The following is a 26,144-nucleotide window of genomic DNA, read 5'->3' on the forward strand; positions in this document are numbered from 1 at the left end:
CAAGCACCCCCTTGGCCTTCGCTTTCGGGCCTTCTAAGGTCTCCGGGGAAACGAGGCAAGGCAGATGGATCTTCTGGAAGACGGCCCGACGGGGAATGCCCATGAATATACCGTGTCGGAGATTTCCGGCGCGGTGAAGCGCGTGATCGAGGGCGAATTCGGCCGCGTCCGCGTGCGGGGCGAGGTCGGGCGGGTGTCGCGGCCGGCCTCGGGGCACATGTATTTTGACCTCAAGGATCAGGGCGCGGTGATCGCCGCCGTGAGCTGGAAGGGGCAGGTCGCCCGGATGCAGATCCGCCCCGAGGAGGGGATGGAGGTCATCGCCACCGGCCGGCTGACGACCTTTCCGGGCCAGTCGAAATACCAGCTGATCGTCGACAATGTGGAACCCGCCGGGGCCGGCGCGCTGATGGCGATGCTGGAGGCGCGGAGGAAGGCGCTGGCGGCCGAGGGGCTGTTCGATCAGGGCCGCAAGCGGGATCTGCCGTGGCTGCCCGAGGTGATCGGGGTGGTGACCTCGCCAAGCGGCGCGGTGATCCGCGACATCCTGCACCGGCTGCGCGAAAGGTTTCCGCGCCGGGTGTTGATCTGGCCCGTGGCCGTGCAGGGGCAGGCCTGCGCGCCCGAGGTGGCGGCGGCGATCCGCGGCTTCAATGCGCTCGCACCGGGCGGGCCGGTGCCGCGGCCGCATCTGATCATCGTGGCGCGGGGGGGCGGCTCGCTCGAGGATCTCTGGGGCTTCAACGAGGAAATCGTCGTCCGGGCGGCGGCGGAAAGCACCATCCCGCTGATCTCGGCGGTGGGGCATGAAACCGACACGACGCTGATCGACTTCGCCGCCGACAGGCGGGCGCCGACACCGACGGCGGCGGCGGAAATCGCCGTGCCGGTGCGGACGGATCTGGCGAACCGGCTGGGGGAGGCGGCCCTGCGCATGGCGCGGGCCATGCAGGCGCGAGGCGAGGCGCGGGCGCAGCGGCTGAGCGATCTGTCGCGTCTGCTTGGCCGTCCCGAGGCGCTGGTGACGCCGGCGCGGCAACGGTTCGATCTGGTTTCCGAGCGGCTCGGGCCGGGGCTGCGGATGGTGGTGGTGCGCAAGCGGGCAGCCTTTGCGCCGCTGGCGGCGCATGTCTCGCCCCGGCTCTTGCGGCAGGTGCTGGTGAACGAGGCGCGGCGGATCGACCAGCTTGCGGGCCGCTTGCGGCCCGCCCCGGGCGCGCGGCTTCGCCGCGCGCAACAGGACCTGTCGACGCTGTCGCAACGGCTTGAGGCGGCGCGGCAGCGCTCGGTGGCCGATGTCGCACGCCGCAACCGCGAGGGGCGGGCGCAGCTTGCGATACTGGATCAGCGTCTGGCACAGACGCCGCGGATGCGATTCGTGCTGCTGCGCGAACGGCTCGACCGGCTGGACCGGATGCGCCAGACGCTCGGCTACCGCGAGACGCTTCGGCGCGGCTTCGCGGTGGTGCGCGATGCGGAAGGCGCGCTGCTGACCACTGCGGCGGAAGCGCGCGGCGCGGCCCTGTTCGAGGTCGAATTCCGCGATGGCCGCGTCACGGCGCGGCCGCAGGATCCGCCCCCCGCCACGCCGCAAAAACCGCGCCCCGCCAGATCGCGCCGCAAGGACCCACCCGAACAGGGCGACCTCTTTTAAGGACAGGTTTCAAAACCCCCGCAACCCGGCCTTTCCACCTTCGTGTTTCCATAAATATCCCGGGGGTGAGCGCGGAACGCGCGAGGGGGCTGGCCCCCTTGCGACCCATCAGTCAGCGCGCACGCCTTCGGTTTCGAAACACGCTGTCAAGACGTTACACGCCCAGATCCGGGCCGGGGCAGTTCAGCGGCGCCGTCGATTCGCGCAGCGAGATCAGCGGATCGCCGTCGTTCCGGCCCTCGAAAAACGCGACCAGCCCGTCCGGCGAATCGTGGAAGGTCCAGCACTGCAACCCGGTATCGTCGTGATAGTCGAAGCAGATCTGGTTGTCGCGCTGGAACCAGTCGCCCTCGCGGCAATCGTCGCCCTCGAAGGCCCAGACGACCTTGCGGCCGGGGCGGTATTCCTCGACCCCGTAGGGTTGGCCCTGCGCGGTGTATTCGATCGTCTTGCCGCGGGTGCGGGCGTCGAATTCCTCCGCCGTCATCGGCGGGCCGATCTGGGCGGGGGGCTGCGCGGCTCCGGGCGCAGAGGTCAGCGGCAGCAGCGCAAGGCACAGGGCCAGCGGGCGCAGGATCAGGGCAGGTCGCATCATCTTCTCCGTTCGGGCGGGAGAGTGCCCTTTCCCGCCGCGAAGCGAAAGGCACAGCCGCGTGAGGTCACGACGCCGCGCGGCTTTCGACCGGCGGGCGGCTTTCGGCCGGGGACCATGCCGCCGCCTGCCGGCTGCGCAGCGCGCGGACGCGGCGGTCCATCATCCGGTGCCACAGCCGGGGCGACAGCGCGATCAGCGACATGACGGGCAGCGAGAAGGGCAGGATCGCCCGCCCCGGCGCATGGACATCGCCAAGCGCCAGATTGGGATAGGGGCGCGCGGGATGCGCATGGTGATCCGAATGGCGGGGCGCGTTCAGCATCCACAGGGCCGAGACGGGACCGGGCGCATCCCAGCTATGCCCGGCGCCGACGGGTTCATACCCCCCGCCAAGCCGGCGCCGTTCCAGCCCGTAATGCTGCACGTAATCCAACAGCAGGATCTGCATCTGCGCAAAGAGGCACAGCAGCAGATAGGCGCCCAGACCGATCAGCCCGAAAACGATCCAGACCAGCAGCACGAACCCCAGCCCGCCCGCAAGATAGACGGCATAGGCGGGCACCTTCGGCCGCGCGTCGGCAGGCAGCGCCTGTTCCGCCCGCCACCCGGCGCGGAACTCGGCCGGCCAGACCTGCCCGAGATAGGCCCAGAAGCTTTCCCCCAGAACCGCGGTGTTCGGATCCGCGCGCGTGCCGACAAGCGGGTGATGCACCAGCCGGTGGGCCGAGACATGCTGCCCGTAAAGCAGCGAGATGTAGATCCACTGCCCCAGCTGGAACAGCCGCCGGTCGGCGCGGTGGATCAGCTCATGCGCCGTCGCGCCGGACACCTGCCCGATGAACAGCCCGCAGGCCAGGAAGGCCGCGATCCGCTCGACGAGGCCCAGCCCCGTCATCCCCGTCACCGCCACGAGAAGCAGCGCCAGCAGCGCGAAATGCGCCACGGCCAGCGTGATCAGCAGGATATCCGCATCCGCAAAGTCCGCGCCCTCGGGCGCATCGGGCGCGGCGCGGCGCATCAGCCGGTCGAGCAGCGGCATCCCCACCACCATCCAGATCAGCGCGATCCAGAGGAAGAAGCTCCCGAACAGGCAGCCAAGCGCCAGAACCGGCACCGGGACAAAGCTGAACAGCGTGAACATCTCGATCCCCGGCACGCGGCGGCCCAGATGCGCCACATCGCCCAGAATGGCCGGCACGGCCGGTGCCTTCGGATCTTCGGTCATCTGCGGTTCTCCCCGGGTTGCTGGCCCCGATTGCGCCACGGGACGGCGTTTCATGCAACCCCGGATGTGGCCCGCATGTGCCCCGGGGCGCGCGCGCCCCTTCCATCGGGCGTCCCGATCCATTAGGTGAAGGGAAACCCGGAGACCGCCGATGTCCTTCTTTTCCAAGCTCAAGTCGCGTCTGACCCGTTCTTCCTCGAAGCTCGAGGAAGGGCTGGAGGCGATCGTCGCCGAAGCGCCGGAGGCCGGAGCCCCCGTCTCTGCGCCCGTTTCCGCGCCCGAGCCGGAACCGGCGAAACCCGGCTTCCTCGGCCGTCTGATGGGCCGCACCGAGCCCGAGGCCCCGCGCCGCGTGCTGGACGACCAGATGCTCGAAAGCCTCGAGGATCTGCTGATCGCCTCGGACATGGGGGTGGATACGGCGCTGCGCGTTGCCGCCAATCTGGCCGAGGGGCGGATGGGGCGAAAGCTTTCGGTGCCCGAGATCAAGGGGCTGCTTACCGCCGAAATCGCCCGGATCATGGAGCCGGTGGCGAAACCGATGCCGCTCTATCCGAAACGACCGCAGGTGGTTCTGGTCGTCGGCGTGAACGGTTCGGGCAAGACCACGACGATCGGCAAGCTCGCCTCGCAGTTCCGCGCGGCGGGCAAGACGGTGGTGATCGCGGCGGGGGATACGTTCCGCGCGGCGGCGGTCGAACAGCTCAAGGTCTGGGGCGACCGGGCCGGGGTTCCGGTGCTGACCGCGCCCGAGGGATCGGATCCCGCCTCGCTCGCCTTCGACGCGATGACCAAGGCCGAGGCGGATGGCGCGGACCTCTTGCTGATCGACACCGCCGGTCGGCTGCAGAACCGCGCCGATCTGATGGAGGAACTGGCCAAGATCGTCCGGGTGATCCGCAAGAAGGATCCGACCGCGCCGCATAACACGCTGCTGGTGCTGGATGCGACGACGGGGCAGAACGCGCTCAATCAGGTCGAGATCTTTTCCAAGATCGCCGATGTGTCGGGGCTGGTGATGACCAAGCTCGACGGTACGGCGAAGGGCGGGGTTCTGGTGGCGCTGGCCGACAAATTCGGCCTGCCGATCCATGCGATCGGCGTGGGCGAGCAGATCGACGATCTTGCCCCCTTCGATCCCGAGGATTTCGCCCGCGCGCTGGTCGGCGCGGAAGCCTGATCGCGGGGGCCTGATCACACCATCGGGTCGATGCCCGTGGTTTTCGACCGCCGCCCGGGACGCAGGCCGGGACGGCGCAAGGGGCGCTGCCCGGGGAAATCCGGGTCCGGGTGGTCACGGTCGATCCGGTCCTCGAACCTGTCGACCCGCGCCTCCAGCCGGCGAAACACCCACAGCACCACCACCGTCATCGCCGTCGCCAGTGCCGCAAGCCCGATCCGCCCGCAGCCGCAGGCCAGCCCGACCGCGCCCGCAAGCCACATGCCCGCGCCGGTCGTCAGCCCCTTCACCTGCCCGGCGGAAATGACGATCGTCCCGGCGGCGAGGAAGGCGACGCCCGAGGTCACCGCCCCGATCAGCCGCACCATGTCGCTGCGCGCGCCGCTGTCGGCGCCGTCCTCGCGCGAGATGTCGACCAGCTCGAAGGTGATCAGCGCGAACAGCGCCGAGGCGATGGCGATCAGCATATGGGTGCGCAGGCCCGCGGGCTTGTGATGCCATTCGCGCTCGAACCCGATGGCGCCGCCAAGGGCCAGCGCCGCCACCATGCGAAACGCAGCGACCGAAGGCGGCGTCGCCGTGAACGAGGCGGCAAGGTCGGACCACAGGCGGGACAGAAGATCCATATCCGGGCTCCGTAAGGATGGGTGACGCGATCCTATCGCCGCGCCCGCGCCCGCGCCAGCCACAGATGCCGTTTTTCGCGCCCGCCGCCGGGCCGGACGCCCGCGCCTGCGGCAGGCGCGCCACGTTCCCGTGACCGGCGGGCCGGCGCTGCGGAAAAGGGGTGTGTTCCGCGCGCGCGTGGCGTATCTCTGCGCAGAGCCAATACCCCAAAGGGGGATCGCGGACCGGGCCCCGGGCCCGGACGGAAGGAAGGACCGGATGACCGATCAGAACGACACGAACCCGCAGCACGCCGGGGCCCGCCAGACCAAGCCCTGGGTGAAGATGGCGCTGGAATTCGGGCCGCTGCTGGTGTTCTTCGTCTTCTTCACCAGATACAAGGACGCGCATTTCGTCATCGGCGGCACGGATTATTCGGGCTTCGTCGTGGCGACGGCGCTGTTCATCCCGCTGATGGCGGTGTCGACCTTCATCCTGTGGCGGCTGACCGGGCGGCTGGCGCCGATGCAGATCGCCACGCTGGTGCTGGTCGTGGTCTTCGGCGGGCTATCCGTGTGGTTCAACGATCCGCATTTCTTCAAGATGAAGCCGACGATCATCTACCTGATCTTCGCCGCGATCCTGGCCTTCGGCCTATGGCGCGGCAAGCCGTGGCTGCAACTGGTGATGGACGGCGCCATCCCGATGAAGACCGAGGGTTGGACGATCCTGACCAAACGGCTGATCGCGCTGTTCCTGTTCCTTGCCGTCGCGAACGAGGTGATCTGGCGCACCATGTCGGATCAGGCCTGGGTCAATTTCAAGACCTTCGGGCTGACCATCCTGATGTTCGGTTTCTTCATCGCGCAGGGCCCGCTGTTTTCCCGCTACGGCACCGAAAAGCCGAAGAACGACGACTGACCGGCCCTTCCCGTCGTTTTTCCATAAATATCCTGGGGGAATCCTTGCGGCATGCCGCAAGGATGGGGGCAAAGCCCCCGGCGACGTCGCCGCCGCGCCAACAAAGGCGGTCTTCGCACCGATCCCGCATCGACTCCCCGTTGACGCGCGCGGGCTGCGGCGCTAGGCCGCAAGCACTTGCAGCCAGGAGGCATCCCATGACCGAGGATTGGAAGACCCGGACGAAACTTGTGCACGAAGGCATCCGCCGCAGCCAGTATGGCGAAATGGCGGAAGCGCTCTTCCTGACCCAGGGCTTCGTCTATCCTTCCGCCGAAGTGGCCGAGGCGCGGTTCATCTCGTCCGGCCCCGACGAATTCATCTACGCCCGTTACGGCAACCCGACGACACGCATGTTCGAGGATCGCATGTCCGCGATCGAGGGGACCGAGGACGCCTTCGCCACCGCCTCGGGCATGGCGGCGGTCAACGGCGCGCTGATGTCGCTGGTCAAGTCGGGCGACCATATCGTCGCCGCGCGGCAGATGTTCGGATCCTGCCTGCATGTTCTCAAGGTGCTGGGCCAGTTCGGTGTCGAGGTGACGCTGATCGACGGCGCCCAGCCGGAAAACTGGGCGCAGGCGGTAAAGCCGAACACTAAGGTCTGCTTCTTTGAAAGCGTCTCGAACCCCGGGCTCGAGGTGATCGACATCGAAGCGGCGGCGAAAGCCGCGCATTCCGTCGGCGCGAAAGTCGTGGTGGACAATGCCTTCGCCTCGCCGATCTTTTCCCGGGCCGTGTCGCTCGGCGCCGACATCATCATCTATTCGGCGACGAAGCATATCGACGGCGGCGGCCGGGCGCTTGGCGGTGTCGTGCTGGGCACGCATGAGTTCATCCGCGGCCCGCTCGAAACCTATGTGAAACACACCGGCGGCGCGATGAGCCCGTTCCACGCCTGGATCATGCTCAACGGTCTCGGCACGCTCGACCTGCGGGTGCGGGCGCAGGCGGCGAATGCCGAGGCGGTGGCGAAGGCGACGCTCGGCCATCCGAAGCTCGCGCGCACGATCTATCCGGGGCTTGAGGATCATCCGCAACATGCGCTGGCGATGAAGCAGATGGGCGCGGGAGGCACGCTGCTGTGCCTCGACCTCGCGGGCGGCAAGGAGGCGGCGTTCCGCTTCCTCGACGCGATGAAGGTGATCTCGATCTCGAACAACCTCGGCGATGCGAAGTCGATCGCCACGCATCCGACCACCACGACCCACAAGAACCTGACCGACGAGGAACGCGCCCTGATCGGCATCACGCCGGGCCTCGTGCGGATCTCGATGGGGATCGAGGACAAGGACGACCTGATCGCCGACGTGCTCGGCGCGCTCGACGCCGCCTGAGGCCTGAATCGGGGTCGCCTGCGGCGATCCTCTCTGGAAAATCCCGGTGCCCGGCCCATATCGAGCCGGGCGCCGCCGTTTCAGGGCAATGCCGTGTGAAAGGATGCAGAGATGAACCTCCAGACCCGCCTGACCCCGGATGGCGAAGAGGCGAAAGCCGCGCTCGACGTGCTGCGTGCCTGGGCCGCACAGGCCGATCCGGCCGAGGTGGCGCGGCTCGATCCGGCCATCGCGCGGCTGCTGCCGGGGCATGAAGTGTCGAACTATCCCGACCTCAGCCGCCATTACGACCCGGATTTCAGGGTGGACGAGGCCTATCGCGCCACGCTGCCCGATCTGCAGAACGGCCCCGCCTCGCTGATCGTCGGGGCGAAGGCGCGGATCGAGCATGTCGGCATCTCGAACTTCCGCCTGCCTTTGCGCTACCGCACCCGCTCCGGGGGGGAGGTGACGCTCGAAACCTCGGTCACCGGGACGGTCAGCCTCGATGCGAACAAGAAGGGCATCAACATGTCGCGCGTGATGCGCTCCTTCTATACCCATGCCGGGAAGGAGTTTTCCTTCGAGGTGATGGCGGCCGCGCTCGATGATTACCGCGACAAGCTCGACAGTTTCGACGCCCGGCTGATGATGCGCTTCAGCTTCCCGGCGGAGATCGAGAGCCTGCGCTCCGGCCTGAGGGGCTGGCAATATTACGAGATCGGCCTTGAGATGGTCGACCAGAACGGCACCCGGCAGAAGATGATCCATCTGGATTACGTCTATTCCTCGACCTGCCCGTGTTCGCTCGAACTGTCCGAACATGCGCGGCGCACGCGCGGGCAACTGGCGACGCCGCATTCGCAGCGTTCCGTCGCGCGGATCTCGGTGGTGCTGGATGAAACGGGCGGCTGCCTGTGGTTCGAGGACCTGATCGACATCGCCCGCCGCGCCGTGCCGACCGAGACGCAGGTGATGGTCAAGCGCGAGGACGAACAGGCCTTCGCCGAACTCAACGCCGCCAATCCGATCTTCGTCGAGGATGCGGTGCGCGCCTTCGCGGGCGGGTTGCTTGCCGATCCGCGGGTGGGCGATTTCCGCGTCGCCGCCAGCCATCAGGAAAGCCTGCACAGCCACGATGCCGTCGCCGTGCTGACCGAGGGGGCGACCTTCGCCTCGGCGAGCCTCGACCCGCGGTTCTTCGCCTCGCTCAGCCACGGAGGCTGACGGGGATCGCGGGCGGAGAGGGCGCGGGGGTCCAGCCCCCTCGGCGCAAGCGCATTCGGCGGGATATTTGTGGAAAGATGAAAGGCAGGTCGTTCCCGTCCGGGGGCGGCTTGACCATGCGCGGGAACCTGTTAGCCATGAGGCAGAATAGGAGGATGCGATGGATCTGGGCATCAGCGGCAAGAAGGCGATCGTCTGCGCGGGCTCGAAAGGGCTTGGCCGGGGCTGCGCCGGGAAACTGGCGGAAGCCGGGGTGGAGATCATCCTGAACGCGCGCGGCGCCGAGGCGCTGGAAAAGGCCGCGGCCGAGATCGCCGCCGCGACCGGGGTGAAGGTCACGCCCGTCGCCGCAGACATCACCACGCCCGAGGGGCGCGAGAAGGTGCTGGCCGCCGCCGGGCAGGTGGACATCCTCGTCAACAACGCGGGCGGCCCGCCGCCCGGCGTCTGGTCCGACTGGAGCCGCGACGATTTCATCAAGGCGCTCGACGGCAACATGCTCGCGCCCATCGCGATGATGCAGGCGGTGATGCCGGGGATGATCGAGCGCGGCTGGGGCAGGGTGGTCAACATCACCTCGGCCGCCGTGCGCGCGCCGATCGCGCAGCTTGGCCTGTCGAACACCGCGCGGACGGGGCTGACGGGCTTCGTCGCCGGCACCTCGCGGCAGGTGGCGAGCAAGGGCGTCGTCATCAACAACCTGCTGCCGGGCATCCATGCGACGGATCGGGCGGTGTCGCTCGATTCCGCGGTGGCGAAGGCGCAGGGCATTTCGATCGAAGAGGCCGAGGCGAAGCGCGCTGCCTCGATCCCCGCCGGGCGCTACGGCACGCCGGAGGAATTCGGCGCGGCCTGTGCCTTCCTCTGCTCGCAATATGCGGGGTTCATCGTCGGGCAGAACCTGATGCTCGACGGCGGCGCGGCGAATATCTCGATCTGAGGGGGTATCCGCTTTCGGCGCGTGGCGGAACGGCTCTGCTGCCGCGAGGCGTCCGAAGCGGGGACCTTGATGCGGGCGTCAGCCCGGGGGTGGTGCGTCTTCGATCCGCACCACCAGATCCGCCGCGCGGCTTTCCGCGCGGAGCATGCGGCCGTTGGGCAGGTCGTTCTCCTCGACCTTGCGCAGGGCCTCGGCCTCGGGCAGGTCGCGCCAGCGGCGCAGCAGGCGGCGGCGCAGTTCCGCTTCGGCGACGTCGATGCGGATCGACAGGTCGAAGAGCGGAAACAGGTCGTGCCAGCCGGGTCGGGTCAGCAGCAGGTAATTCCCCTCGACCAGAACGAAGCGGGTGCCGGCGGCGATCCGCGCGCCGCCCGGAACGACGGCATCGATCGAACGGTCGAAAGTCGGGACGGGAATCTCGGTTCCGGCCGTGCGGATCTTTTGCAGAAGGTCGATAAATCCAGCGACGTCAAAGGTGTCCGGCGCGCCCTTGATGTGACGCATTCCCCTTGCGTCGAGCGTGTCGTTGTCCAGATGGAAGCCGTCCATCGCCACGATCGCCGCCGTGCCCGGCGCATCCTCGTTCAGCGCGGTGCAAAGCTCGCGCGCCAGACGCGACTTGCCCGACCCGGGCGCGCCGACGACCGCGATCAGGTTGCGCCCCCCGTCAAGCTGCCGGATATGACCGGGCAGGTCGGCCCGGTCCACGCGCAACTCGCTGTCCATGAAGGCGCCGACATCCCCCATCGGCCCGTTCGAGTCGCCCAGCCAGATTTCCCTGTCGGACTTCTTTTCCATCAGCCCATCGCCGCGATCAGCCGGCCGAGCGCGGCCGAGGGATCGTCGTCGTTCCAGATCTCTTCGCCGATGGCGAAGAAATCGGTGACGGGGGCGAGGTCGCGGACCAACGCCTCGGACAGGGCGCCCTCGGCGACGACCGGCACCTCGATCATCTCGCTCCACCACGCGAAAAGGTCGCGGTCCGCACGCGCGCCGTGGCCAAGGCCGGTTTCCCCGACCGGGCCAAAGCAGACGTAATCCGCCCCCGCCTCGCCCGCGTTCATCCCGTCATGCCGCGAGGCGCCGCAGAAGCTGCCGACGATGGCGTCCTGCCCCAGTTCCTTGCGCGCCGCCCGGACGGAGCGCGCCCCATCGGTCAGGTGCACGCCGTCGAGCCCGTGGCGGGCGACGAGGTGGATGTGGTTCTCGATCACCAGCGCGATGTCATGTTCATGCGCCACCACGCGCAGCGCATCGGCGGCGCGCATCACCGCATCCTCGTCCTTCGTCGCCAGCGCGAGGCGGACGCAGGCCGGCTCATGCGCCGCCAGCACCCGCGACAGCGTCCCGGGGAAGACATCCAGATCGAAGCTTGGCGGGGTGAGCAGGTAGATCTGCGGGAGGTCCTCGGCCATGGCGAACACTTTCGTTTGCGCCGTCCGGCGCGGGCTTGCGTTTCGGGCGTTCTAACGCAGGGCAGGCCGCCTTGCCAGAGCCGTTCGGGGGGGCTAAGGGGGCAACGGAAAGGAAACCGCATGACCGATCTGATCGAAAATCCCGTCTTCGTGCTGGTCCGGCCCCAGATGGGGGAGAATATCGGCGCGGCGGCCCGCGCGATGCTGAACTTCTCGCTCGCGCGGATGCGGCTGGTGGCGCCGCGCGACGGCTGGCCGAACCCGAAGGCGGTGGCGATGGCCTCGGGCGCGTCTGCGCAGGTGCTGGATCATGCGGGCGTGTTCGACACGACCGGGGAGGCGATCGGCGATTGCGATTTCGTCTTTGCCACCACCGCGCGCGGGCGCGAGCTGACGAAGCCGATCTACACCCCCGCCGCCGCGATGGCCGAAGCCCATGCCCGGATCGCCGCGGGGCAGAAGGTCGCCGTGCTGTTCGGGCCGGAGCGCACGGGACTGGAAAACGACGACATCGCGCGGGCCAACGCGATCATCACCGTGCCGGTGAACCGGGAGTTCTTCTCGCTCAATCTGGCGCAGGCGGTGCTGCTGACGGCCTATGAATTCTCGCGCGGGGTCTATGACGTGCCGCCCGTCGACCCGGGGCTGGCGGGCGCCGAGATGGCGAGCCAGATCGAGATCGAGAAGCTTGGCGATCATTACGAGGAAAAGCTGGACACGGCAGGCTATTTCTTCCCGCCGGACAAGGGGCCGATGATGAAGCGCAACCTGCGCAACATGTGGACGCGCTTCGGGCTGACGCGCGCCGATGTGCAGACGCTGCACGGGATGCTGCGCCAGATCACCCGGCGCCGGGATTGATGGCGGGGGCGTGGGGGCGCTGCCCCCGCGCGTTCCGCGCTCCCCCAGGATATTTATGGAAGAATGAAGGCTCTGAACAAAGGCCTCTTCATTCTTCCATAAATATCCCGGGGGTGAATTGGCCGCAGGCCAAGAGGGGGCTGGCCCCCTGCGCCACCCCTTGTCTGTGGCGGGGCGCCTGCTAGTGTCCGGTTGCAAAGGACGGAGACCTTCATGAACCCGAAACGCAGCATTTTCGAGGAGGTCGGAGCCGAGGCCCCGGCCGCCCGCGCCACGCCGAAGGGAAATCTGATCGACGCAGGCGCCCGCGGCGCGCGCAAGGCGATCCGCATCTGGCTGTTCGTCCTGTTCGCGCTGGTGGTGGCGATGATCGCCGTGGGCGGGGCGACGCGGCTGACCGATTCCGGCCTGAGCATCACCGAATGGAAACCCGTCACCGGGGCCATTCCGCCGATGAACGAGGCCGACTGGCAGACCGAATTCACCAAATACCAGGCGACGCCGCAATATGCGCTGATGAACGAGGGCATGACGCTTTCGCAGTTCAAGGGCATCTACTGGTGGGAATGGGCGCACCGTCAGCTTGGCCGTCTGGTCGGGCTGGTCTGGGCGGTGGGCTTCTTCGGCTTCCTCGCCGCGCGGAAGATCCCGGTTGGCTGGACCGGGCGGCTGTTGCTGATCGGGGCGCTTGGCGGGCTTCAGGGGGCGATCGGCTGGTGGATGGTGTCCTCGGGGCTGGTGGGGGAGATGACCTCCGTCGCCTCCTACCGGCTGGCCACGCATCTGGGGCTGGCGTTCCTGATCCTCGGCTTCATCGCCTGGTATGCGATGCTGCTTGGCCGGCGCGAGGCGGATCTGTTGCAGGCGCGCCGTCTGGCGGAACCCAGGCTGGTCGGCATGGCGACGGGGGTGCTGCATCTGACCTTCCTGCAGATCCTGCTGGGCGCGCTGGTCGCGGGGATCGACGCGGGGCGTGGCTTCACCGACTGGCCGTGGATGGGTGGGCAGTTCCTGCCGCCCGATCCATTCCCGTTCACGCCGCTGTGGCGGAATTTCTTCGAAGATCCCGGTCTTGTGCAGTTCATTCACCGGATGGCCGGCTATCTTGTCTTCGTCTTCGGCGTCGTCACGGCCATTCTGGGCCGGCGTTCGGCGCATGCGGCGACACGGGTGGCCTTTGCCTGGATGGGGACATGGCTCTTCGTTCAGGTGGGTCTCGGCATCGTCACGCTGGTCCATGGTGCGCCGCTGCATCTGGGCCTCGCGCATCAGCTGGGCGCCGTCGTCGCCTTCGTGCTGATCCTTCGCGCGCGTTTCCTCGCGCGTTATCCTGTCGTGCAGTCGATCCGGGGGGCAAAATGACCGCTTTGCAGAAGTTGCTGGACTTCCAGCGTGAAACCGAGGCGCTGGCCTCGATCGCCGAGCGTCTTGGCTGGGATCAGGAGGCGATGATGCCGCGCGGCGCCGCCGAGCAGCGGGCCGAGGAAACCGGCGCGATCGAGGGCATCCTGCATGCCCGCCGCACCGATCCGCGGATTGAGGACTGGCTCGCCCGGGCCGAGGCGACGACGCCCGCCGAGGCGCGGATCCTCGACCTCGTCGGGCGGTCCTACAACCGCAACACCCGGGTTCCGGCACGGCTCGCCTCGGAACTCGCGCGGCTCACCTCGCTCAGCCAGAGCATCTGGGCCGAGGCGCGGTCCGAGGAAAATCCCGCGGCCTTCCTGCCCGTGCTGCGCGAGGTGGTGGCGCTGAAACGCGAGGAGGCGGGCTGCATCTCGAACGGCGACGCCTATGACGCGCTGCTCGACGATTACGAGCCGGGCGCCACGGCGCGCGGTCTGGCGGCGATCTTCGACCGGATGCGGCCGCGGCTCGTCGCGCTGAAGGACCGGGTGCTGGGGGCGGAGTATCGCCCGCCGGTGCTGGAACACGTCTTCCCCGAAACGGCGCAGCTGCGACTGTCGCGCAAATGCGCCACGGCCTTCGGCTATGACTGGAACTTCGGCCGGATGGACACGGCGGTGCATCCGTTCTCCTCGGGTTCGGGGCGCGATGTGCGGATCACCACGCGGGTGGTGGAAAGCGATCCGTTCAACTGCATCTATTCGACGATCCACGAAACCGGCCATGCCTGCTACGAACTCGGCATCGACCCGGATTACCTGTTCACCCCGATCGGGCACGGCGTGTCCATGGGCGTCCACGAAAGCCAGAGCCGGATCTTCGAGAACCAGCTTGGCCGCTCGTCCGCCTTCACCGGCTGGCTCTACACCCGGATGACCGACGCTTTCGGCGATTTCGGCATCGCTTCGGCCGCGGATTTCCACGCCTGCATCAACCGCGTCCATCCGGGCTTCATCCGCACCGAGGCCGATGAGCTGCACTACAATCTCCACATCATGATGCGCTTCGATCTGGAACGGGCGCTGATGTCCGGCAAGCTCGAGGTCGACGATCTGGAAGAGGCATGGAACGGCCGGTTCCAGGCGGATTTCGGGGTCAAGGTCGAACGTCCCTCGCAGGGCTTCCTGCAGGACGTCCACTGGCCGGTGGGGCTGTTCGGCTATTTCCCGACCTATGCGCTTGGCAATGTCTATGCCGGCTGCCTCTACAAGGCGCTGCGCGAACAGGTCCCGGAATACGAGGATGCGCTGGCCGAGGGAACGGCGGCTCCCGCTGTCGAATGGCTGCGCGAGAATGTGCATCGCCACGGCGGACTGCACACCCCGGTCGAGACGATCACCCTTGCCTGCGGCTTCGCCCCGACCGAGGCGCCGCTGCTCGACTATCTGGAAGACAAGTTCACGGCGATCTACCGTCTCTAGGACAGCGCCCTTTCCCGTCGTTTTTCCCTAAATATCCCGGGGGTGAGCCCGGAACGGGCGAGGGGGCTGGCCCCCTCGCGCCCTTGGGCGCGCCTCAGCGGGGTGTCAGCCGCAGCCAGATCCCGTCCCGGGCGCGCACCGTCAGATGCGCGACAGGGACGGGAGTGCGGCCCGGCGCGGGGGCGAGGCGGAAATCGCGCAGGATCATCGACAGCAGAAGCGGCCCTTCGGCCATGGCGAAGCCGGCGCCGGGGCAGACGCGCGGGCCTGCGGAAAACGGGATAAAGGCCTGCCGCGCCGCCGCCCGGCCATTCGGGCTGTCCCAGCGGGCGGGGTCGAACGCATCGGGATCGTCCCAGATCCGGTCGTGCCGATGCAGATGCCAGGGGCTGAGGACGATCTGCCCGCCCGGCGCGATGTCGCGGCCGCGAAACCGCACCGGGCAGCGGTTTTCCCGCACGAACATCGGCACGGGCGGATAAAGCCGCAGCGTCTCGCGGAAGACGGCGCGGCTGGCGGTCAGTTGCGACAGGCGCGACAGGTCCGGATCGGGACCGGCAAGCACCTCCCGCGCCTCGGCGGCCACACGCTCCTGCCAGTCGGGATGGGTGGCCAGCAGATAGAGCGCCCAGGCCAGCGCCGAGGCCGATGTCTCATGCCCGGCCAGAAAGAAGATCGCCACCTGATCGACCATCTCCGCCGCATCGAAGCCGGTGCCGGTCACCGGATCGGTGAAGGTCATGATCTTGGTCGCCAGGTCGTCGGGGGCGGTGCCGGCGCGGATCGCCGCGGCGCGTTCCGCCGTCAGTCGCTCGATCAGGTGGCGGATGTGCCGGGCGCTCTTGCGGGTCGCGCGGGAATGGAACCGGGGCAACCAGCGGGGCAGCGCCAGAAGCGCCGCCGGATTGACGATCGGCATGGCGCGCTGATGCGTGCGGAAGGCCTGAAAGACCGCCGTGGCCGCGGCATCCTCGATCGGGATGGAAAACAGCGTGCGGAAGATCACATCGGCGGCGATGTGGGAGGTTTCGCGTTCTATCTCAATCGGTTCCGGTCCTGACTTCGCGTGAAGTCTCAATACCCCGTTCGCGCCTGCCGCCCGCATGGCGGGGAGGCTTTGGTGCAGCCGTCCGCCCTCGAACGCCGGGTCGATGATGCGGCGCTGATGTTCCCATTGCGCGCCATTGGTGACGAAGACGCTGTTGCGCAGCAGCGGGCGCAGCCCCTCGGCGATGCGCAGGGATTTCGGGAAATCGGCGGGGCAGGTTTTCAGCACCCGCTCCACCAGCGCGGGATCATTGCACAGGTAGGAGCGGAAGAAGGGCGTGCGGAACTCGGCCATCCACGCATGATAGAGCCGTGCTGGCAGCGCCGAGAGCATGTCGGCGCGGAACATCCGCAGCAGCCGCCACAGCGACGGGCGCCCCTGTCGCGCGGCGGGTTTCGGAGGAATGGTTCCGGTCATGCGTCCGCCGGGTGCTGCGCCGCGCGGGTGATGCGGCTGGGGGAAGGGGCGCGGCCCTGATACCGGGATGCCAGCGTCACCGGCCCGGCGGTGACGGCAAAATAATCATAGTTCGCCGGATTGTCGAAGGCACAAAGATACTGGAAATGCAGGCGGAAGAACCGCCCGCGCAGCCGCTTGCGCCGTTCGGGCGACAGGCTGCGGCGGAAGGCGGCGGAAATCACCAGCGGCCAGCGCTGATCGGGCGGCGCGACGCCCGACACCGCCACCGGATCGCACAAGGCGAAGGAACAGGGATCGCCGGGCGCGGTGACGTCGAGCCAGAAGATCTCTTCCCGCGTCGAGAGCCACGCGAGATCCGCGCGCAGCCGCCGCGCCCCGGGCAGGAAGCTGACCATCGGCACCACCTGACCCAGCGTCAGCAGCGCCATGCGCGGGCCTTCCTGCGGGATGCGCCCCTGCCGCGTCAGATCGGCGAGGATGGAGATCGCCAGATGCGCGCCCGAGCTATGGCCGATCAGCAAGACCTCGTCGCAGGGGCCGCGCAGCGCGGCGGCGATGGTCTTGGCGAAATCCGCCATGCGGGCCTCCAGCTCCGGCGGGTAGGCGCCGTTCCAGCGGGCGGTGAAGGCATAGTCGTGCATCAGGTAATAGGCGAAGATCCGTCTGTCCAAGGCCCGGAACAGCCGCAGCACCGCGATCAGCACGGCGGCGATGATCGCCAGCCGCACCGCGCCATCATGGGGAAAGGCGGGCAGGGCGCAGGCCAGCCCCACGCCAAGGCCGAGGCCGATCGCCGCCTGCACCAGCAGCATCACGATCGGATAGAGCGCGGCCAGCACCGGCCCCCGCCGCAGCCGCATCAGCCGGAACAGCGCGCCCGACCCGACATAGGCCCAGACCGTGCGCAGAAGCTGCGCATAGGTCGCCGGGATCGAGGCGTTCATCGAGCCGCGCACGATGTCCGACCAGATCAGGACATCGACATCCGTTTCGGTCCGCGCACCATCCTGCGCCGTGTGAACATGCCAGCCATAGGCGCCGGCGCCGCGCTTTGGCGATACGGCGATCTCATAGCCGGCGATGCGGGCCTGTTCCCCGGCCTGTTTTCGATAAAGCTCGCGGTAACGGCGGGGATGGAACGGGTCGAAGCCCGGAATGTAGAACACCTGCCGGCGCCGGACCGCATGTGGATCGGTTGCGTCCATTCCCCCCTCACTTTGGCGCGAGGTTAGCCGAATGTCTTTTCTTCGGTAAGGGGTTAAGCGACGTTCCAGCGCTTGCAGGAGGCCTCGATGGCACGTATCCGCGCATCGGTCGCCGGATGGCTGGTCAGCCAGGCGGGCGCGGGCAGCGCCGTGCCGCCGGTCAGCCGGTCGAGCTTTTGAAACAGCGAGATCTGCGGCCCGGTGCCGATCCCCGCCTTGATCAGCAGGGCCGAGGCATATTCGTCCGCCTCGTATTCGTCGCGCTGGCTCATCCGCGCGGCAAGGGTGGTGGCGATCATATGGGCGATCCAGCCGCCCGCGATGGGGATCACCCGCCCGAGCAGCGATCCCAGCACCACCTTCAGCGCGTTCTGCCCGGAAAAGTCGATCATCCGCCGCCGGGTATGGCCATGCGCGACATGGCCAAGCTCATGCGCGATGACCGAGGCGAGTTCCTCGGCGCTGACCTCGCCCTTGCGGTAAAGGTTCAGGAACCCCTCGGTGAGGAAGATCCGCCCGTCCGGCGCCGCCAGCCCGTTGACCGGCGCGACCTGATAGACATGCACCGGCACCTCGGGCAGGCCAAGCGCCGCCGCCATCCGCGACAGCACCGGATCAAGCCCCGGATCGCGCAGCCGGTGCGATTTCGTGTTCAGTTGCCGCGCCAGATTGCGCGCCGAAAACTGCCACATGACGATGGCATAGGCGATCGCGGCCAGAACCGGCAAAAGGCGCAGAAGCAGGGTCATGCCCCCGATCTGGAGAGCGCGTCCCCCTATGTCAAGGCGCGCCCGTCCCGTTAGCGCCAAAGGTTGAACCGCCCAGTCTTGAATAAGGGGGGGCAAATGGATACCTTGGGGACAACTTGAAATCGGAGGGCGTTGAAATGGCGCCCAGGCGTCCCCGGTCCGCGGGCGCGTTCCCGAAAGCGGTAGAGCCTCCCGCGACCAAAAAATACGCCGAATCGGGCGAGCTTTATGCTGCGCTGGATCTCGGCACCAACAGTTGCCGGATGCTGATCGCCCGCCCGCGCGGGGATCAGTTCCAGGTCGTGGACAGCTTTTCCAAGGCGGTCCAGCTGGGGCAGGGGCTTGAAGCCTCGGGCCGGTTGTCGCGCAATTCGATGGCGCGCACGGTGCAGGCCCTGCAGATCTGCCGGCACAAGATCGAACTGCACGGGGTGAAGCGGATGCGGCTCGTCGCGACCGAGGCCTGCCGGCGCGCCGGCAATGCCCGCGACTTCATCCGCTACGTGCGGCGCGAAACCGGGCTGCCGCTGGAAATCATCCCGGCGGAGGAAGAGGCGCGGCTGGCGGTGATCTCCTGCGCCTCTCTGGTGTCGCCCAAGGCGGAACAGATCCTTGTCGTCGATATCGGCGGTGGCTCGACCGAGCTTGTCTGGATGGATGTCTCGCGCGTGCCGCCCTCGGAACGCGGCCGGGCGATCATGCGCATCTCGGGCGGGTTCCGTCAGCCCGAGGGGCCGGAGCCGCAGGCGCGGGTGGTCGACTGGATTTCCGTTCCCTATGGGGTGGCGACGCTCAAGGACCATTTCGCCGATGTCGAAGACGACGCGGCGCGCTTCGCGCTGATGTCCTGGTTCTTTGAAGAAAAGCTTTCGAATTTCTCCACCTATGCCTGCGGCGCGCCGCTGAGCGGGTTCCAGATCATCGGGACCTCGGGCACGGTGACGACGGTGGCGGCCTGCCACCTCGGGCTGAAACGCTACGACCGGACCCGGGTCGACGGGCTGACGATGACGTCGGCGCAGATCGACACGGTGATCCGCAATTTTCTGATGCTCGGCCCTGATGGACGGCGTGCGGATCCGCGGATCGGCCGCGACCGGCACACGCTCATCATGTCGGGGGCTGCGATCCTGCAGGCCCTGATGCGGGTCTGGCCGACCGACAGGATGTCGGTGGCCGATCGCGGCCTGCGCGAAGGACTGCTTTACGCGCAAATGGCCGCCGATGGCGTGATCGACGAGATGGGACAGATCCGATGACCAAGACACCGACCGGAAAGAACACCTCTGGCCGCGGCCAGCGAGAGCTGCGCGTCCGGGTGAAGACCGCCAAGGGGCGCAAGCTCAGCTCGACCCTCTGGCTCGAACGGCAGTTGAACGACCCTTACGTCCAGCGGGCGAAAAAGGAAGGCTATCGCGGCCGCGCGGCCTTCAAGATCCTTGAGCTGGACGACAAATACCGCTTCCTCGTGCCGGGCGCACGGGTGGTCGATCTTGGCTGCGCGCCGGGTGGCTGGTGCCAGGTGGCGGTCGAGCGGGTCAATGCGCTTGGCGAGAAATCGGGCAAGAAGCGGGGCACGGTGCTGGGCGTCGACCTTCAGGAAGTCGACCCGATCCCGGGGGCCGAGATCCATCAGCTCGATTTCCTCACCGACGACGCGGATGAAAAGGTCAAGGGTTGGCTGGGTGGTCCCGCCGATGTGGTGATGTCGGACATGGCGGCCGCGGCCTCAGGCAACCAGCAGGTGGATCACCTGCGCATCATCACCCTGTGCGAACATGCCGCCTGGTTCGCCTTCGACGTGCTGGAAGAGGGCGGCACCTTCGTCGCCAAGGTTCTGGCCGGCGGGGCGGAGCAGGAACTGATGACGATCCTGAAGAAGAACTTCACCAAGGTCGCGAATGTGAAGCCCCCGGCCTCGCGCCGCGACAGCTCCGAGAAATTCGTGGTGGCACAGGGCTTCCGCGGCAAGCGCCACGAGGCGACGGATGCCGAGGATCAGAATACCGCCCCCGACCACGAATGATCGCCGCCGGCGCGCATTCCGGAATCGCCTCGCCCCCCGGCGCCACCGCCTCTCTTTCGTGTTTCCATAAATATCCCGGGATGAGGCGGACAAGCCAACCTTCCGGTGGAAGGTTGGCCCGCCGAATGCCCGGAACGGGCGAGGGGGCTGGCCCCCTGCGTCCCATCCGCCCGCACCGCGCTCCCGGTCTGAACCCCGTCCCAAAGACGCAGGTCCCGGCCCACTCCGCCGAAGGCGGCGCGTCAGTAGGCCTCGCTCTTGCCCTTTTTCTTCATCGATTTCGCGTGGATGGAGATCCAGTCCATCGCCGCCAGCAGCACCCCCGACACGATGAAGACGAGGTGGATGGTCAGCATCCACCGGATCTTGTCGTCGGCATATTTCTCGACATCCATGAAGACCTTGAGCAGATGGATCCCCGAGATTGCGACGATCGAGGCGATCAGTTTCAGCTTCAGGGTCGAGAAATCGACCTCGCCCTGCCATTCTGGGCGGTCCTCGTGATCGGCGGTATCCATCCGGCTGACGAAATTCTCATAGCCCGAGAAGATCACGATGATCACCAGATTGGCGGCGAGCGTCAGGTCGATCAGCGCAAGCACCGCCATCATCGCATCGTCCACCCCCAGCGAGGGCAGCAGAATCATGGAATGCCACAATTCCATGACGAAGGACCACAGCAGGATGATCAGCGCCCCGACCAGTCCCAGATACATCGGCGCCATCAGCCAGCGGCTGGCGAAAAGCGTCCGCTCGATTGCCTTTTCCATGAAAACTCCCAGATGTCGCATGCCCGGATTTGCGTGACGGCGGACATAACCGGATGATGGCGGAAATCAAAGGGGGCGCGGCAATTCGCCGTCCCCGCCTCAGCCGTCCCCGCCTCAGCCATCCCCCGGGCGCCGTCCCTGCCTCAGCCGGCCTTGCGGAAATCGGACGGGGTCTTGCCGATGCGGGCGTGAAAGGCGCGGGTGAAATAGGCGGGGCTGGTGAAGCCGAGCGTCTCCGAAATCTCCTTCACCGGGGCGTCGGTTTCGGCCAGCAGGCGGCGCGCCTCATACAGGCGGCGGTCCTGCAACAGGTCGAGTGCCGCGCGCCCGCAGGTCGTGCGGCACACGCGGGTCAGATGGGTCGGCGTCACGCCCAGTTCCTGCGCATAGTCCGCCACCCCCTGACCCAGCCGGAAATCGCGTTCGAGCAGCGCCGAATAGCGCGCGACGAGACGGCGGGCGGCGTCCGAGCTTTGCGCCTCGTTGGTCTGCAACATTGTCTGCCGCTCCAGCCAGACACCGATCAGACCGAGGTAAAGCTCCGCCGCCCGCATCCCGGCAGGCCGGCTGCCGTCTAGTTCGCGCAGCACGGCCTCGACCAACCCCGTCAGCTCCGCCTGGGGCGTCGCATCGCGGATGCGCAGGTGCTGCGGGGTATCGGGCAGGGTAAAGGGGCAATCGCGGCCGAAGAACACGACCGAGCCGTGGCTCTGCGGCCCGACGTCGAATCCATGCATCACCCCGGCTGGAATGAAGATCGCGTTATGCGCGCCGTAGCCGCGCGTCAGGCCGCCGACGGTGATCCGCCCCTGTCCGCGGGTGAACCAGATCAGGCAGGGTTCGGCCAGCGCGCGCATCGCCTCGACCCGCCAGCGCCCGCCCTGCGCCAGCCGCGACACCTGCAACACCCGGGGCGCGGCCGGGGGCTCCGGCAGGCGCAGGGTGTTGGGCTCAGGTTGTGCGGTTTCAGCCTCTGCGGCCCGCGAGGCGCGGTCGGGGGGAAGGGGAGTCACTGTTGGGGTCCGGCACTGCTGCGATATTTTCTTATTGTCGCAGGATAAGCGTGAAAATACCTTGAAACAAAAGCCTTTTTTCAAACCCCGGCAAGTTTCCGCGAAAGCCCCTCAGGGCCGCATGATCTTGTGCCAGCGCGTCATCCGCGCACGAAACCATGTGCGCTGGCGCTTCGCATATTGGCGCGTGGCGGCTTGGGCGCGCTCGCGCGCGGCCTCCAGATCCATTTCCCCGCGCAGATAGGCGATCAGTTCCGGCGCGCCGATCGCCTTTGCCCAGAGCGCCTGCGGGTCCCAGAAGGGCGCCACGGCGCGGGCCTCATTCAGCGCGCCCTCGTCCAGCATCTGGTCGAACCGGCGGTCGATGCGGTCGGCGAGCCAGTCGCGCTCCGCCTCGATCACCAGCGCGGTGCAGTCGTCCAGGGCCAACAGCGGCGGCGGCGTGTCGTCCTGCCAGGCGGCAAGGCCGCGCCCGGTGGCGGCCTGCACCTCCCACGCGCGCTGGATGCGGGCGGGGTTCAGCCGGTCGATCCGGGCGGCGGTGTCGGGATCGAGTTCCGCCAGCAGCGCGCCCGCGCCCTCGTCGGCGATGCGGCGGTTGGCGGTGTCGCGGACCCTGGCGGGAATCGCCGGGATCTCGGCCAGCCCCTCGGTCAGCGCGGTGAAATACAGCCCGGTGCCGCCGATCAGGATCGGCCGCGGCCCCCGCCCGGCGCGATGCGCGGCCAGAATCGGCGCGACCTCGCGCAGCCAGTGGCCGACGGAATACTCCTCGCCGGGGGCGCGGTGACCATAGAGCAGATGCGGGGCCAAGGCCTCTTCCGCCGCCGAAGGACGCGCCGACAGCACCCGCCAGCAGGACCAGACCTGAAGCGCATCGGCGTTGACCACGACCCCGCCCTGCGCCCGCGCCAGATGCAGCGCCAGCGCCGACTTGCCCGAGGCGGTGGGGCCGGCGATCAGCACCGGTTTCGTGGAATCCAATTTATCCATGTCGATCAAGCGATTGGCCATTATCTTGCGGGGTGCGGCAATCCCGATGTTGAACCCGGAGGGCATTTGCGACATTTTGCGCCGCGATGACAACCGCAAATGGGAATCCCCCGATGAATGCAGAGGCCGAGCCGGCTGTGAAATACAAGCGTGTGCTGCTGAAGATCTCGGGGGAGGCGCTGATGGGCGATCAGGGCTACGGCCTGCATCCGCCGACCGTCGCGCGCATCGCCCGCGAGGTGCAGGCCGTCCATGCTCTGGGCGTGGAGATCTGCATGGTGATCGGGGGCGGCAACATCTTTCGCGGTCTCGCCGGATCCGCGCAGGGGATGGAACGCACCACCGCCGATTACATGGGGATGCTGGCGACGGTGATGAACGCGCTTGGCATGCAGGCGCAGCTCGAGGCGCTTGGCCTGCACACGCGGGTGATCTCGGCCATTCCGATGGATCAGGTGTGCGAGCCCTACATCCGCCGCCGTGCCGTGCGGCATCTGGAAAAGCAGCGGATCTGCATTTTCGCCGCGGGCACCGGCAACCCCTATTTCACCACCGACACGGCGGCGACCCTGCGGGCGAACGAGATGAACTGCGAGGCGATCTTCAAGGGCACCAAGGTCGATGGCGTCTATGACAAGGATCCGAAGAAATTCGCCGATGCGAAGCGTTACGACACCGTTTCCTATGACGAATGCCTGCAAAAGAACCTTGGCGTGATGGATGCTTCGGCCATCGCGCTGGCGCGTGACAACAACCTGCCGATCATCGTCTTCTCGCTGGACGAGCCGGGCGGATTCCGCGGCATTCTGGCCGGGCAGGGCACCTATACCAAGGTCGTGGCCTGACACGATCCGGCCCGCGCCGACCCTGCCTTCCGGGGCCTCGGGTTGGCGCGGGCGTTTATCTTTCCCTACCCTTCGGCGGTGAACACCGCTACAAGGAAACCCAGACCAGACTACCGGGGGGACGCCATGTCCGACGAAATCGAAATCGACACTGATGACCTTCTGCGCCGCATGGAAGGCGCGATGTCCGCGCTGAAAACCGAATTCGCCTCGCTGCGGACGGGGCGGGCCTCGGGCGCGATGCTGGACCCGGTGGTGGTGGATGCCTATGGCTCGCCCACGCCGATCAACCAGGTGGGAACGGTGAACGTGCCGGAACCGCGCATGGTGACCATCAACGTCTGGGACAAGGGGCTGGTCAACAAGGTCGAAAAGGCGATCCGCGAATCCGGGCTGGGGATCAACCCGCAGACCAACGGCACGATCATCATGCTGCCGATTCCCGAACTGAACGAGGAACGCCGCCGCGAACTGTCCAAGGTCGCCGCGCAATATGCCGAAAGCGCGCGGGTCGCGATCCGCAACGTGCGCCGCGACGGCATGGATCAGGTGAAGAAGGCCAAGGCCTCCGGCATGTCCGAGGACGACGTGAAGTTCTGGGAAAACGAGGTGCAGGAGCTGACCAACCGGCAGATCGCGCTGGTGGACAAGGCGCTCGAGTCGAAGCAGGCGGAGATCATGCAGGTCTGAGCGCCTGCAAGCGAGGCGATGTGGCCGTGACCCCGACCCCCGAAGCGACCGGTGCCGCGGATTACGGTGTCCCGCATGTCGCGATCATCATGGATGGCAACGGCCGTTGGGCGAAGAACCGCGGCTGGCCGCGGCTTGTCGGCCACCGCAAGGGGGCCGAACGGGTCAAGGAGATCGTCCGCGCCTGCCCGGATCTGGGCGTGCGCTGGCTGACCGTCTATGCCTTCTCGACCGAGAACTGGCGCCGCTCGACCGAGGAGGTCCTCGGCCTGATGGCGCTGTTCACCCGCTACATCGAGAACGAGGCCGAGGCGCTGGCCGCCGAAGGCGTGCGGCTGCGCTTCATCGGCGCGCGCGAGCGGCTGGATGCGCGGTTGCAGAAGATGATGGCGGGGATCGAGGAACGCACCGCCGCCAATGCCCGGCTGAACTTCACCGTGGCGATCAACTATGGCGGCCGGGATGAGCTGCGCCGGGCGATGGCGCGCGTGGCGCAGGATGTCGCCGAGGGGCGGCTGGCGGCAAGCGCGGTGAACGAGGCGGTGATCGCCGCGCGGCTCGATACGGCGGGGATGCCCGATCCGGATCTGGTGATCCGCACCTCGGGCGAGACGCGGACCTCGAACTTCCTGCTCTGGCAGGCGGCCTATGCCGAATATGAATTCACCCCGACGCTCTGGCCGGATTTCACCCCGGCGGAGCTGGCACGGATCCTGGCCTGTTTCGGATCGCGGGAACGCCGGTTCGGCGGGGCGCAGGGATGAAAACGCCCGCTTCCCCCGGCCGGTGGTCGGATCTGGGGCCGCGGCTCGGATCCGGGCTGGTGATGCTGCTGCTGGGGGCGGCGGCGATCTGGGCGGGGGGCGTGGTATTCGCCACGCTCGCCGTGGTGGTTTCGGCGCTGATGGTGTGGGAACTGGCGGCGATGCTGGTGCCTGCGCGGCGCGCGCGGGCGGTGGTGCTCGGCCTGCTGGCGGGGGCGGCGCTGGCCGCGATCTTCGTGCTGCATTCGCCCTTCGCGCTGGCGCTGCTGATCGTGCCGTCGCTGGCGGGGCTGTGGCGGCTGGCGCGGCGCGACTGGCTGGTCTGGGGGCTTTACGCTTTTGCGATCATGCTGACGGGCTATGGGCTGGTGGCGCTGCGTGACGGGCTGAACGCGCCGCAGGGATTGCGGGCGATCGTCTGGATCATCGCGGTGGTGGTCGTGTCCGACGTGATGGGCTATTTCGCCGGGCGGACGCTTGGCGGGCCGAAGTTCTGGCCCCGGATCAGCCCGAAGAAGACATGGTCCGGCACGGTGGCCGGCTGGATCGGCGCGATGCTGGTTGGGGCGGTCTATGCGCTCAGCGGGATTGGCGGCTGGGGCCTGCTGCTGCTGTCGCCGCTGCTGGCCTTTGCCGGACAGCTGGGCGACATCGCCGAAAGCTGGATCAAGCGCCGCAGCGGGGTGAAGGACAGTTCCGCCCTGATCCCCGGTCATGGCGGGGTGCTCGACAGGTTCGACGCGCTGATCGGGGCGGTGCTGATGGTGCTGCTGGTCGCGCAGTTCGGCACCTTGCCGTTCGTCGGAGGCTAGGG

General features: G+C 67.6%; 26 protein-coding genes. 15 read left to right on the top strand and 11 right to left on the bottom strand.

All coding sequences use genetic code 11. From position 1 onward, the window contains the following. Nucleotides 1-64 precede the first annotated feature (64 nt). Complete coding sequence (gene xseA / locus D2T30_RS02230; protein ID WP_128207462.1) at nucleotides 65-1,654, top strand: exodeoxyribonuclease VII large subunit; 1,590 nt, start codon at nucleotides 65-67, stop codon at nucleotides 1,652-1,654. 154 nt (nucleotides 1,655-1,808) lie between these two features. On the opposite strand, the gene D2T30_RS02235 is transcribed toward xseA, so the two are convergent. Together D2T30_RS02235 and D2T30_RS02240 are read right to left on the bottom strand one after the other, a co-directional pair. Beyond that, the gene (locus tag D2T30_RS02235; protein WP_241651171.1) at nucleotides 1,809-2,246 is read right to left on the bottom strand and encodes a hypothetical protein; all 438 of its coding nucleotides are present in this window, start codon (nucleotides 2,244-2,246) and stop codon (nucleotides 1,809-1,811) included. Nucleotides 2,247-2,313: 67 nt separating this feature from the next. Then, nucleotides 2,314-3,474: an alkane 1-monooxygenase gene (locus D2T30_RS02240; protein WP_241651172.1), complete on the bottom strand. Its 1,161-nt coding sequence runs from the start codon at nucleotides 3,472-3,474 to the stop codon at nucleotides 2,314-2,316. Nucleotides 3,475-3,625: 151 nt separating this feature from the next. Here D2T30_RS02240 and ftsY point away from each other — a divergent pair, with 151 nt between their 5' ends. Then, nucleotides 3,626-4,654 (top strand): signal recognition particle-docking protein FtsY, encoded by a 1,029-nt coding sequence (ftsY, locus tag D2T30_RS02245; RefSeq protein WP_128207463.1) that lies wholly within the window; start codon nucleotides 3,626-3,628, stop codon nucleotides 4,652-4,654. Nucleotides 4,655-4,668: 14 nt separating this feature from the next. On the opposite strand, the gene D2T30_RS02250 is transcribed toward ftsY, so the two are convergent. Next, a complete protein-coding gene (locus D2T30_RS02250; RefSeq protein WP_128181021.1) occupies nucleotides 4,669-5,280 on the bottom strand; it encodes an MgtC/SapB family protein in 612 nt (203 codons plus the stop codon). A 259-nt stretch (nucleotides 5,281-5,539) separates the two neighbouring features. On the opposite strand from D2T30_RS02250, the gene D2T30_RS02255 reads away from it, so the two are divergent. The 4 genes from D2T30_RS02255 (at nucleotide 5,540) to D2T30_RS02270 (ending at nucleotide 9,703) form a co-directional block, all read left to right on the top strand. Next, nucleotides 5,540-6,181, top strand: coding sequence for an inner membrane-spanning protein YciB (locus D2T30_RS02255; protein WP_128207464.1), 642 nt, complete (start codon nucleotides 5,540-5,542; stop codon nucleotides 6,179-6,181). Between the two features lie 197 nt (nucleotides 6,182-6,378). Beyond that, nucleotides 6,379-7,557 (top strand): aminotransferase class V-fold PLP-dependent enzyme, encoded by a 1,179-nt coding sequence (locus D2T30_RS02260; protein ID WP_128181017.1) that lies wholly within the window; start codon nucleotides 6,379-6,381, stop codon nucleotides 7,555-7,557. Nucleotides 7,558-7,668: 111 nt separating this feature from the next. Next, complete coding sequence (gene folE2 / locus D2T30_RS02265) at nucleotides 7,669-8,763, top strand: GTP cyclohydrolase FolE2 (protein WP_128207465.1); 1,095 nt, start codon at nucleotides 7,669-7,671, stop codon at nucleotides 8,761-8,763. Nucleotides 8,764-8,923: 160 nt separating this feature from the next. After that, entirely contained in the window at nucleotides 8,924-9,703 is a 780-nt protein-coding gene (locus tag D2T30_RS02270) for an SDR family oxidoreductase (RefSeq protein ID WP_128207466.1), read from the top strand. A 78-nt stretch (nucleotides 9,704-9,781) separates the two neighbouring features. Here the strand turns inward: D2T30_RS02270 and D2T30_RS02275 are convergent, their stop codons facing one another. Together D2T30_RS02275 and D2T30_RS02280 are read right to left on the bottom strand one after the other, a co-directional pair. Then, nucleotides 9,782-10,501: a nucleoside/nucleotide kinase family protein gene (locus D2T30_RS02275; protein WP_241651173.1), complete on the bottom strand. Its 720-nt coding sequence runs from the start codon at nucleotides 10,499-10,501 to the stop codon at nucleotides 9,782-9,784. After that, nucleotides 10,501-11,118: a thiamine phosphate synthase gene (locus tag D2T30_RS02280; protein ID WP_128207467.1), complete on the bottom strand. Its 618-nt coding sequence runs from the start codon at nucleotides 11,116-11,118 to the stop codon at nucleotides 10,501-10,503. Before D2T30_RS02280 ends, D2T30_RS02275 begins: the two co-directional genes overlap by 1 nt. A gap of 120 nt (nucleotides 11,119-11,238) precedes the next feature. Between D2T30_RS02280 and D2T30_RS02285 the strand changes: the two genes are divergently transcribed. From D2T30_RS02285 to D2T30_RS02295, 3 genes are all read left to right on the top strand, one after another. Next, the gene (locus D2T30_RS02285; protein ID WP_128207468.1) at nucleotides 11,239-11,979 is read left to right on the top strand and encodes an RNA methyltransferase; all 741 of its coding nucleotides are present in this window, start codon (nucleotides 11,239-11,241) and stop codon (nucleotides 11,977-11,979) included. A gap of 213 nt (nucleotides 11,980-12,192) precedes the next feature. Beyond that, complete coding sequence (gene ctaA / locus D2T30_RS02290; protein WP_128207469.1) at nucleotides 12,193-13,341, top strand: heme A synthase; 1,149 nt, start codon at nucleotides 12,193-12,195, stop codon at nucleotides 13,339-13,341. Continuing rightward, nucleotides 13,338-14,807 carry a carboxypeptidase M32 gene (locus tag D2T30_RS02295; protein ID WP_128207470.1) on the top strand — a complete coding sequence of 490 codons (1,470 nt, stop codon included), beginning with the start codon at nucleotides 13,338-13,340 and terminating at the stop codon, nucleotides 14,805-14,807. Before ctaA ends, D2T30_RS02295 begins: the two co-directional genes overlap by 4 nt. A 94-nt stretch (nucleotides 14,808-14,901) precedes the next feature. On the opposite strand, the gene D2T30_RS02300 is transcribed toward D2T30_RS02295, so the two are convergent. From D2T30_RS02300 to D2T30_RS02310, 3 genes are read right to left on the bottom strand one after another with little or no spacing between them, the layout of a single operon-like run. Continuing rightward, on the bottom strand, nucleotides 14,902-16,272 hold the full coding sequence (locus tag D2T30_RS02300) for a cytochrome P450 (RefSeq protein ID WP_128207471.1): 1,371 nt from the start codon (nucleotides 16,270-16,272) through the stop codon (nucleotides 14,902-14,904). Then, nucleotides 16,269-17,480, bottom strand: coding sequence for a hypothetical protein (locus D2T30_RS02305; protein WP_128207472.1), 1,212 nt, complete (start codon nucleotides 17,478-17,480; stop codon nucleotides 16,269-16,271). The genes D2T30_RS02300 and D2T30_RS02305 overlap by 4 nt, the downstream gene beginning before the upstream one ends. A 53-nt stretch (nucleotides 17,481-17,533) precedes the next feature. Next, nucleotides 17,534-18,229 carry a M48 family metallopeptidase gene (locus D2T30_RS02310; protein ID WP_241651174.1) on the bottom strand — a complete coding sequence of 232 codons (696 nt, stop codon included), beginning with the start codon at nucleotides 18,227-18,229 and terminating at the stop codon, nucleotides 17,534-17,536. A 137-nt stretch (nucleotides 18,230-18,366) separates the two neighbouring features. On the opposite strand from D2T30_RS02310, the gene D2T30_RS02315 reads away from it, so the two are divergent. Both D2T30_RS02315 and D2T30_RS02320 read left to right on the top strand, forming a co-directional pair. Beyond that, complete coding sequence (locus D2T30_RS02315; protein ID WP_128180999.1) at nucleotides 18,367-19,488, top strand: Ppx/GppA phosphatase family protein; 1,122 nt, start codon at nucleotides 18,367-18,369, stop codon at nucleotides 19,486-19,488. Continuing rightward, nucleotides 19,485-20,255 carry an RlmE family RNA methyltransferase gene (locus tag D2T30_RS02320; protein ID WP_128207473.1) on the top strand — a complete coding sequence of 257 codons (771 nt, stop codon included), beginning with the start codon at nucleotides 19,485-19,487 and terminating at the stop codon, nucleotides 20,253-20,255. Before D2T30_RS02315 ends, D2T30_RS02320 begins: the two co-directional genes overlap by 4 nt. Before the next feature lie 242 nt (nucleotides 20,256-20,497). Here D2T30_RS02320 and D2T30_RS02325 read toward each other — a convergent pair whose 3' ends face one another. The 3 genes from D2T30_RS02325 to miaA form a co-directional block, all read right to left on the bottom strand. Further along, the gene (locus D2T30_RS02325) at nucleotides 20,498-21,025 is read right to left on the bottom strand and encodes a TIGR00645 family protein (protein ID WP_128180995.1); all 528 of its coding nucleotides are present in this window, start codon (nucleotides 21,023-21,025) and stop codon (nucleotides 20,498-20,500) included. Nucleotides 21,026-21,168: 143 nt separating this feature from the next. Then, complete coding sequence (locus D2T30_RS02330) at nucleotides 21,169-22,038, bottom strand: AraC family transcriptional regulator (RefSeq protein WP_241651175.1); 870 nt, start codon at nucleotides 22,036-22,038, stop codon at nucleotides 21,169-21,171. A gap of 111 nt (nucleotides 22,039-22,149) precedes the next feature. Continuing rightward, complete coding sequence (miaA, locus tag D2T30_RS02335) at nucleotides 22,150-23,031, bottom strand: tRNA (adenosine(37)-N6)-dimethylallyltransferase MiaA (protein ID WP_164884183.1); 882 nt, start codon at nucleotides 23,029-23,031, stop codon at nucleotides 22,150-22,152. A 113-nt stretch (nucleotides 23,032-23,144) separates the two neighbouring features. Here miaA and pyrH point away from each other — a divergent pair, with 113 nt between their 5' ends. The 4 genes from pyrH (at nucleotide 23,145) to D2T30_RS02355 (ending at nucleotide 26,142) form a co-directional block, all read left to right on the top strand. Beyond that, nucleotides 23,145-23,876: a UMP kinase gene (gene pyrH / locus D2T30_RS02340; RefSeq protein ID WP_128180991.1), complete on the top strand. Its 732-nt coding sequence runs from the start codon at nucleotides 23,145-23,147 to the stop codon at nucleotides 23,874-23,876. A 126-nt stretch (nucleotides 23,877-24,002) separates the two neighbouring features. Then, a complete protein-coding gene (frr, locus tag D2T30_RS02345; protein ID WP_128180989.1) occupies nucleotides 24,003-24,566 on the top strand; it encodes a ribosome recycling factor in 564 nt (187 codons plus the stop codon). A 20-nt stretch (nucleotides 24,567-24,586) separates the two neighbouring features. After that, nucleotides 24,587-25,330, top strand: coding sequence for a polyprenyl diphosphate synthase (uppS, locus tag D2T30_RS02350; RefSeq protein WP_380727794.1), 744 nt, complete (start codon nucleotides 24,587-24,589; stop codon nucleotides 25,328-25,330). Continuing rightward, the gene (locus D2T30_RS02355) at nucleotides 25,327-26,142 is read left to right on the top strand and encodes a phosphatidate cytidylyltransferase (RefSeq protein ID WP_128207475.1); all 816 of its coding nucleotides are present in this window, start codon (nucleotides 25,327-25,329) and stop codon (nucleotides 26,140-26,142) included. Before uppS ends, D2T30_RS02355 begins: the two co-directional genes overlap by 4 nt. Nucleotides 26,143-26,144 lie beyond the last annotated feature (2 nt).

This window comes from Paenirhodobacter populi, from assembly GCF_004022215.1.
Classification (GTDB): domain Bacteria; phylum Pseudomonadota; class Alphaproteobacteria; order Rhodobacterales; family Rhodobacteraceae; genus Rhodobacter; species Rhodobacter populi.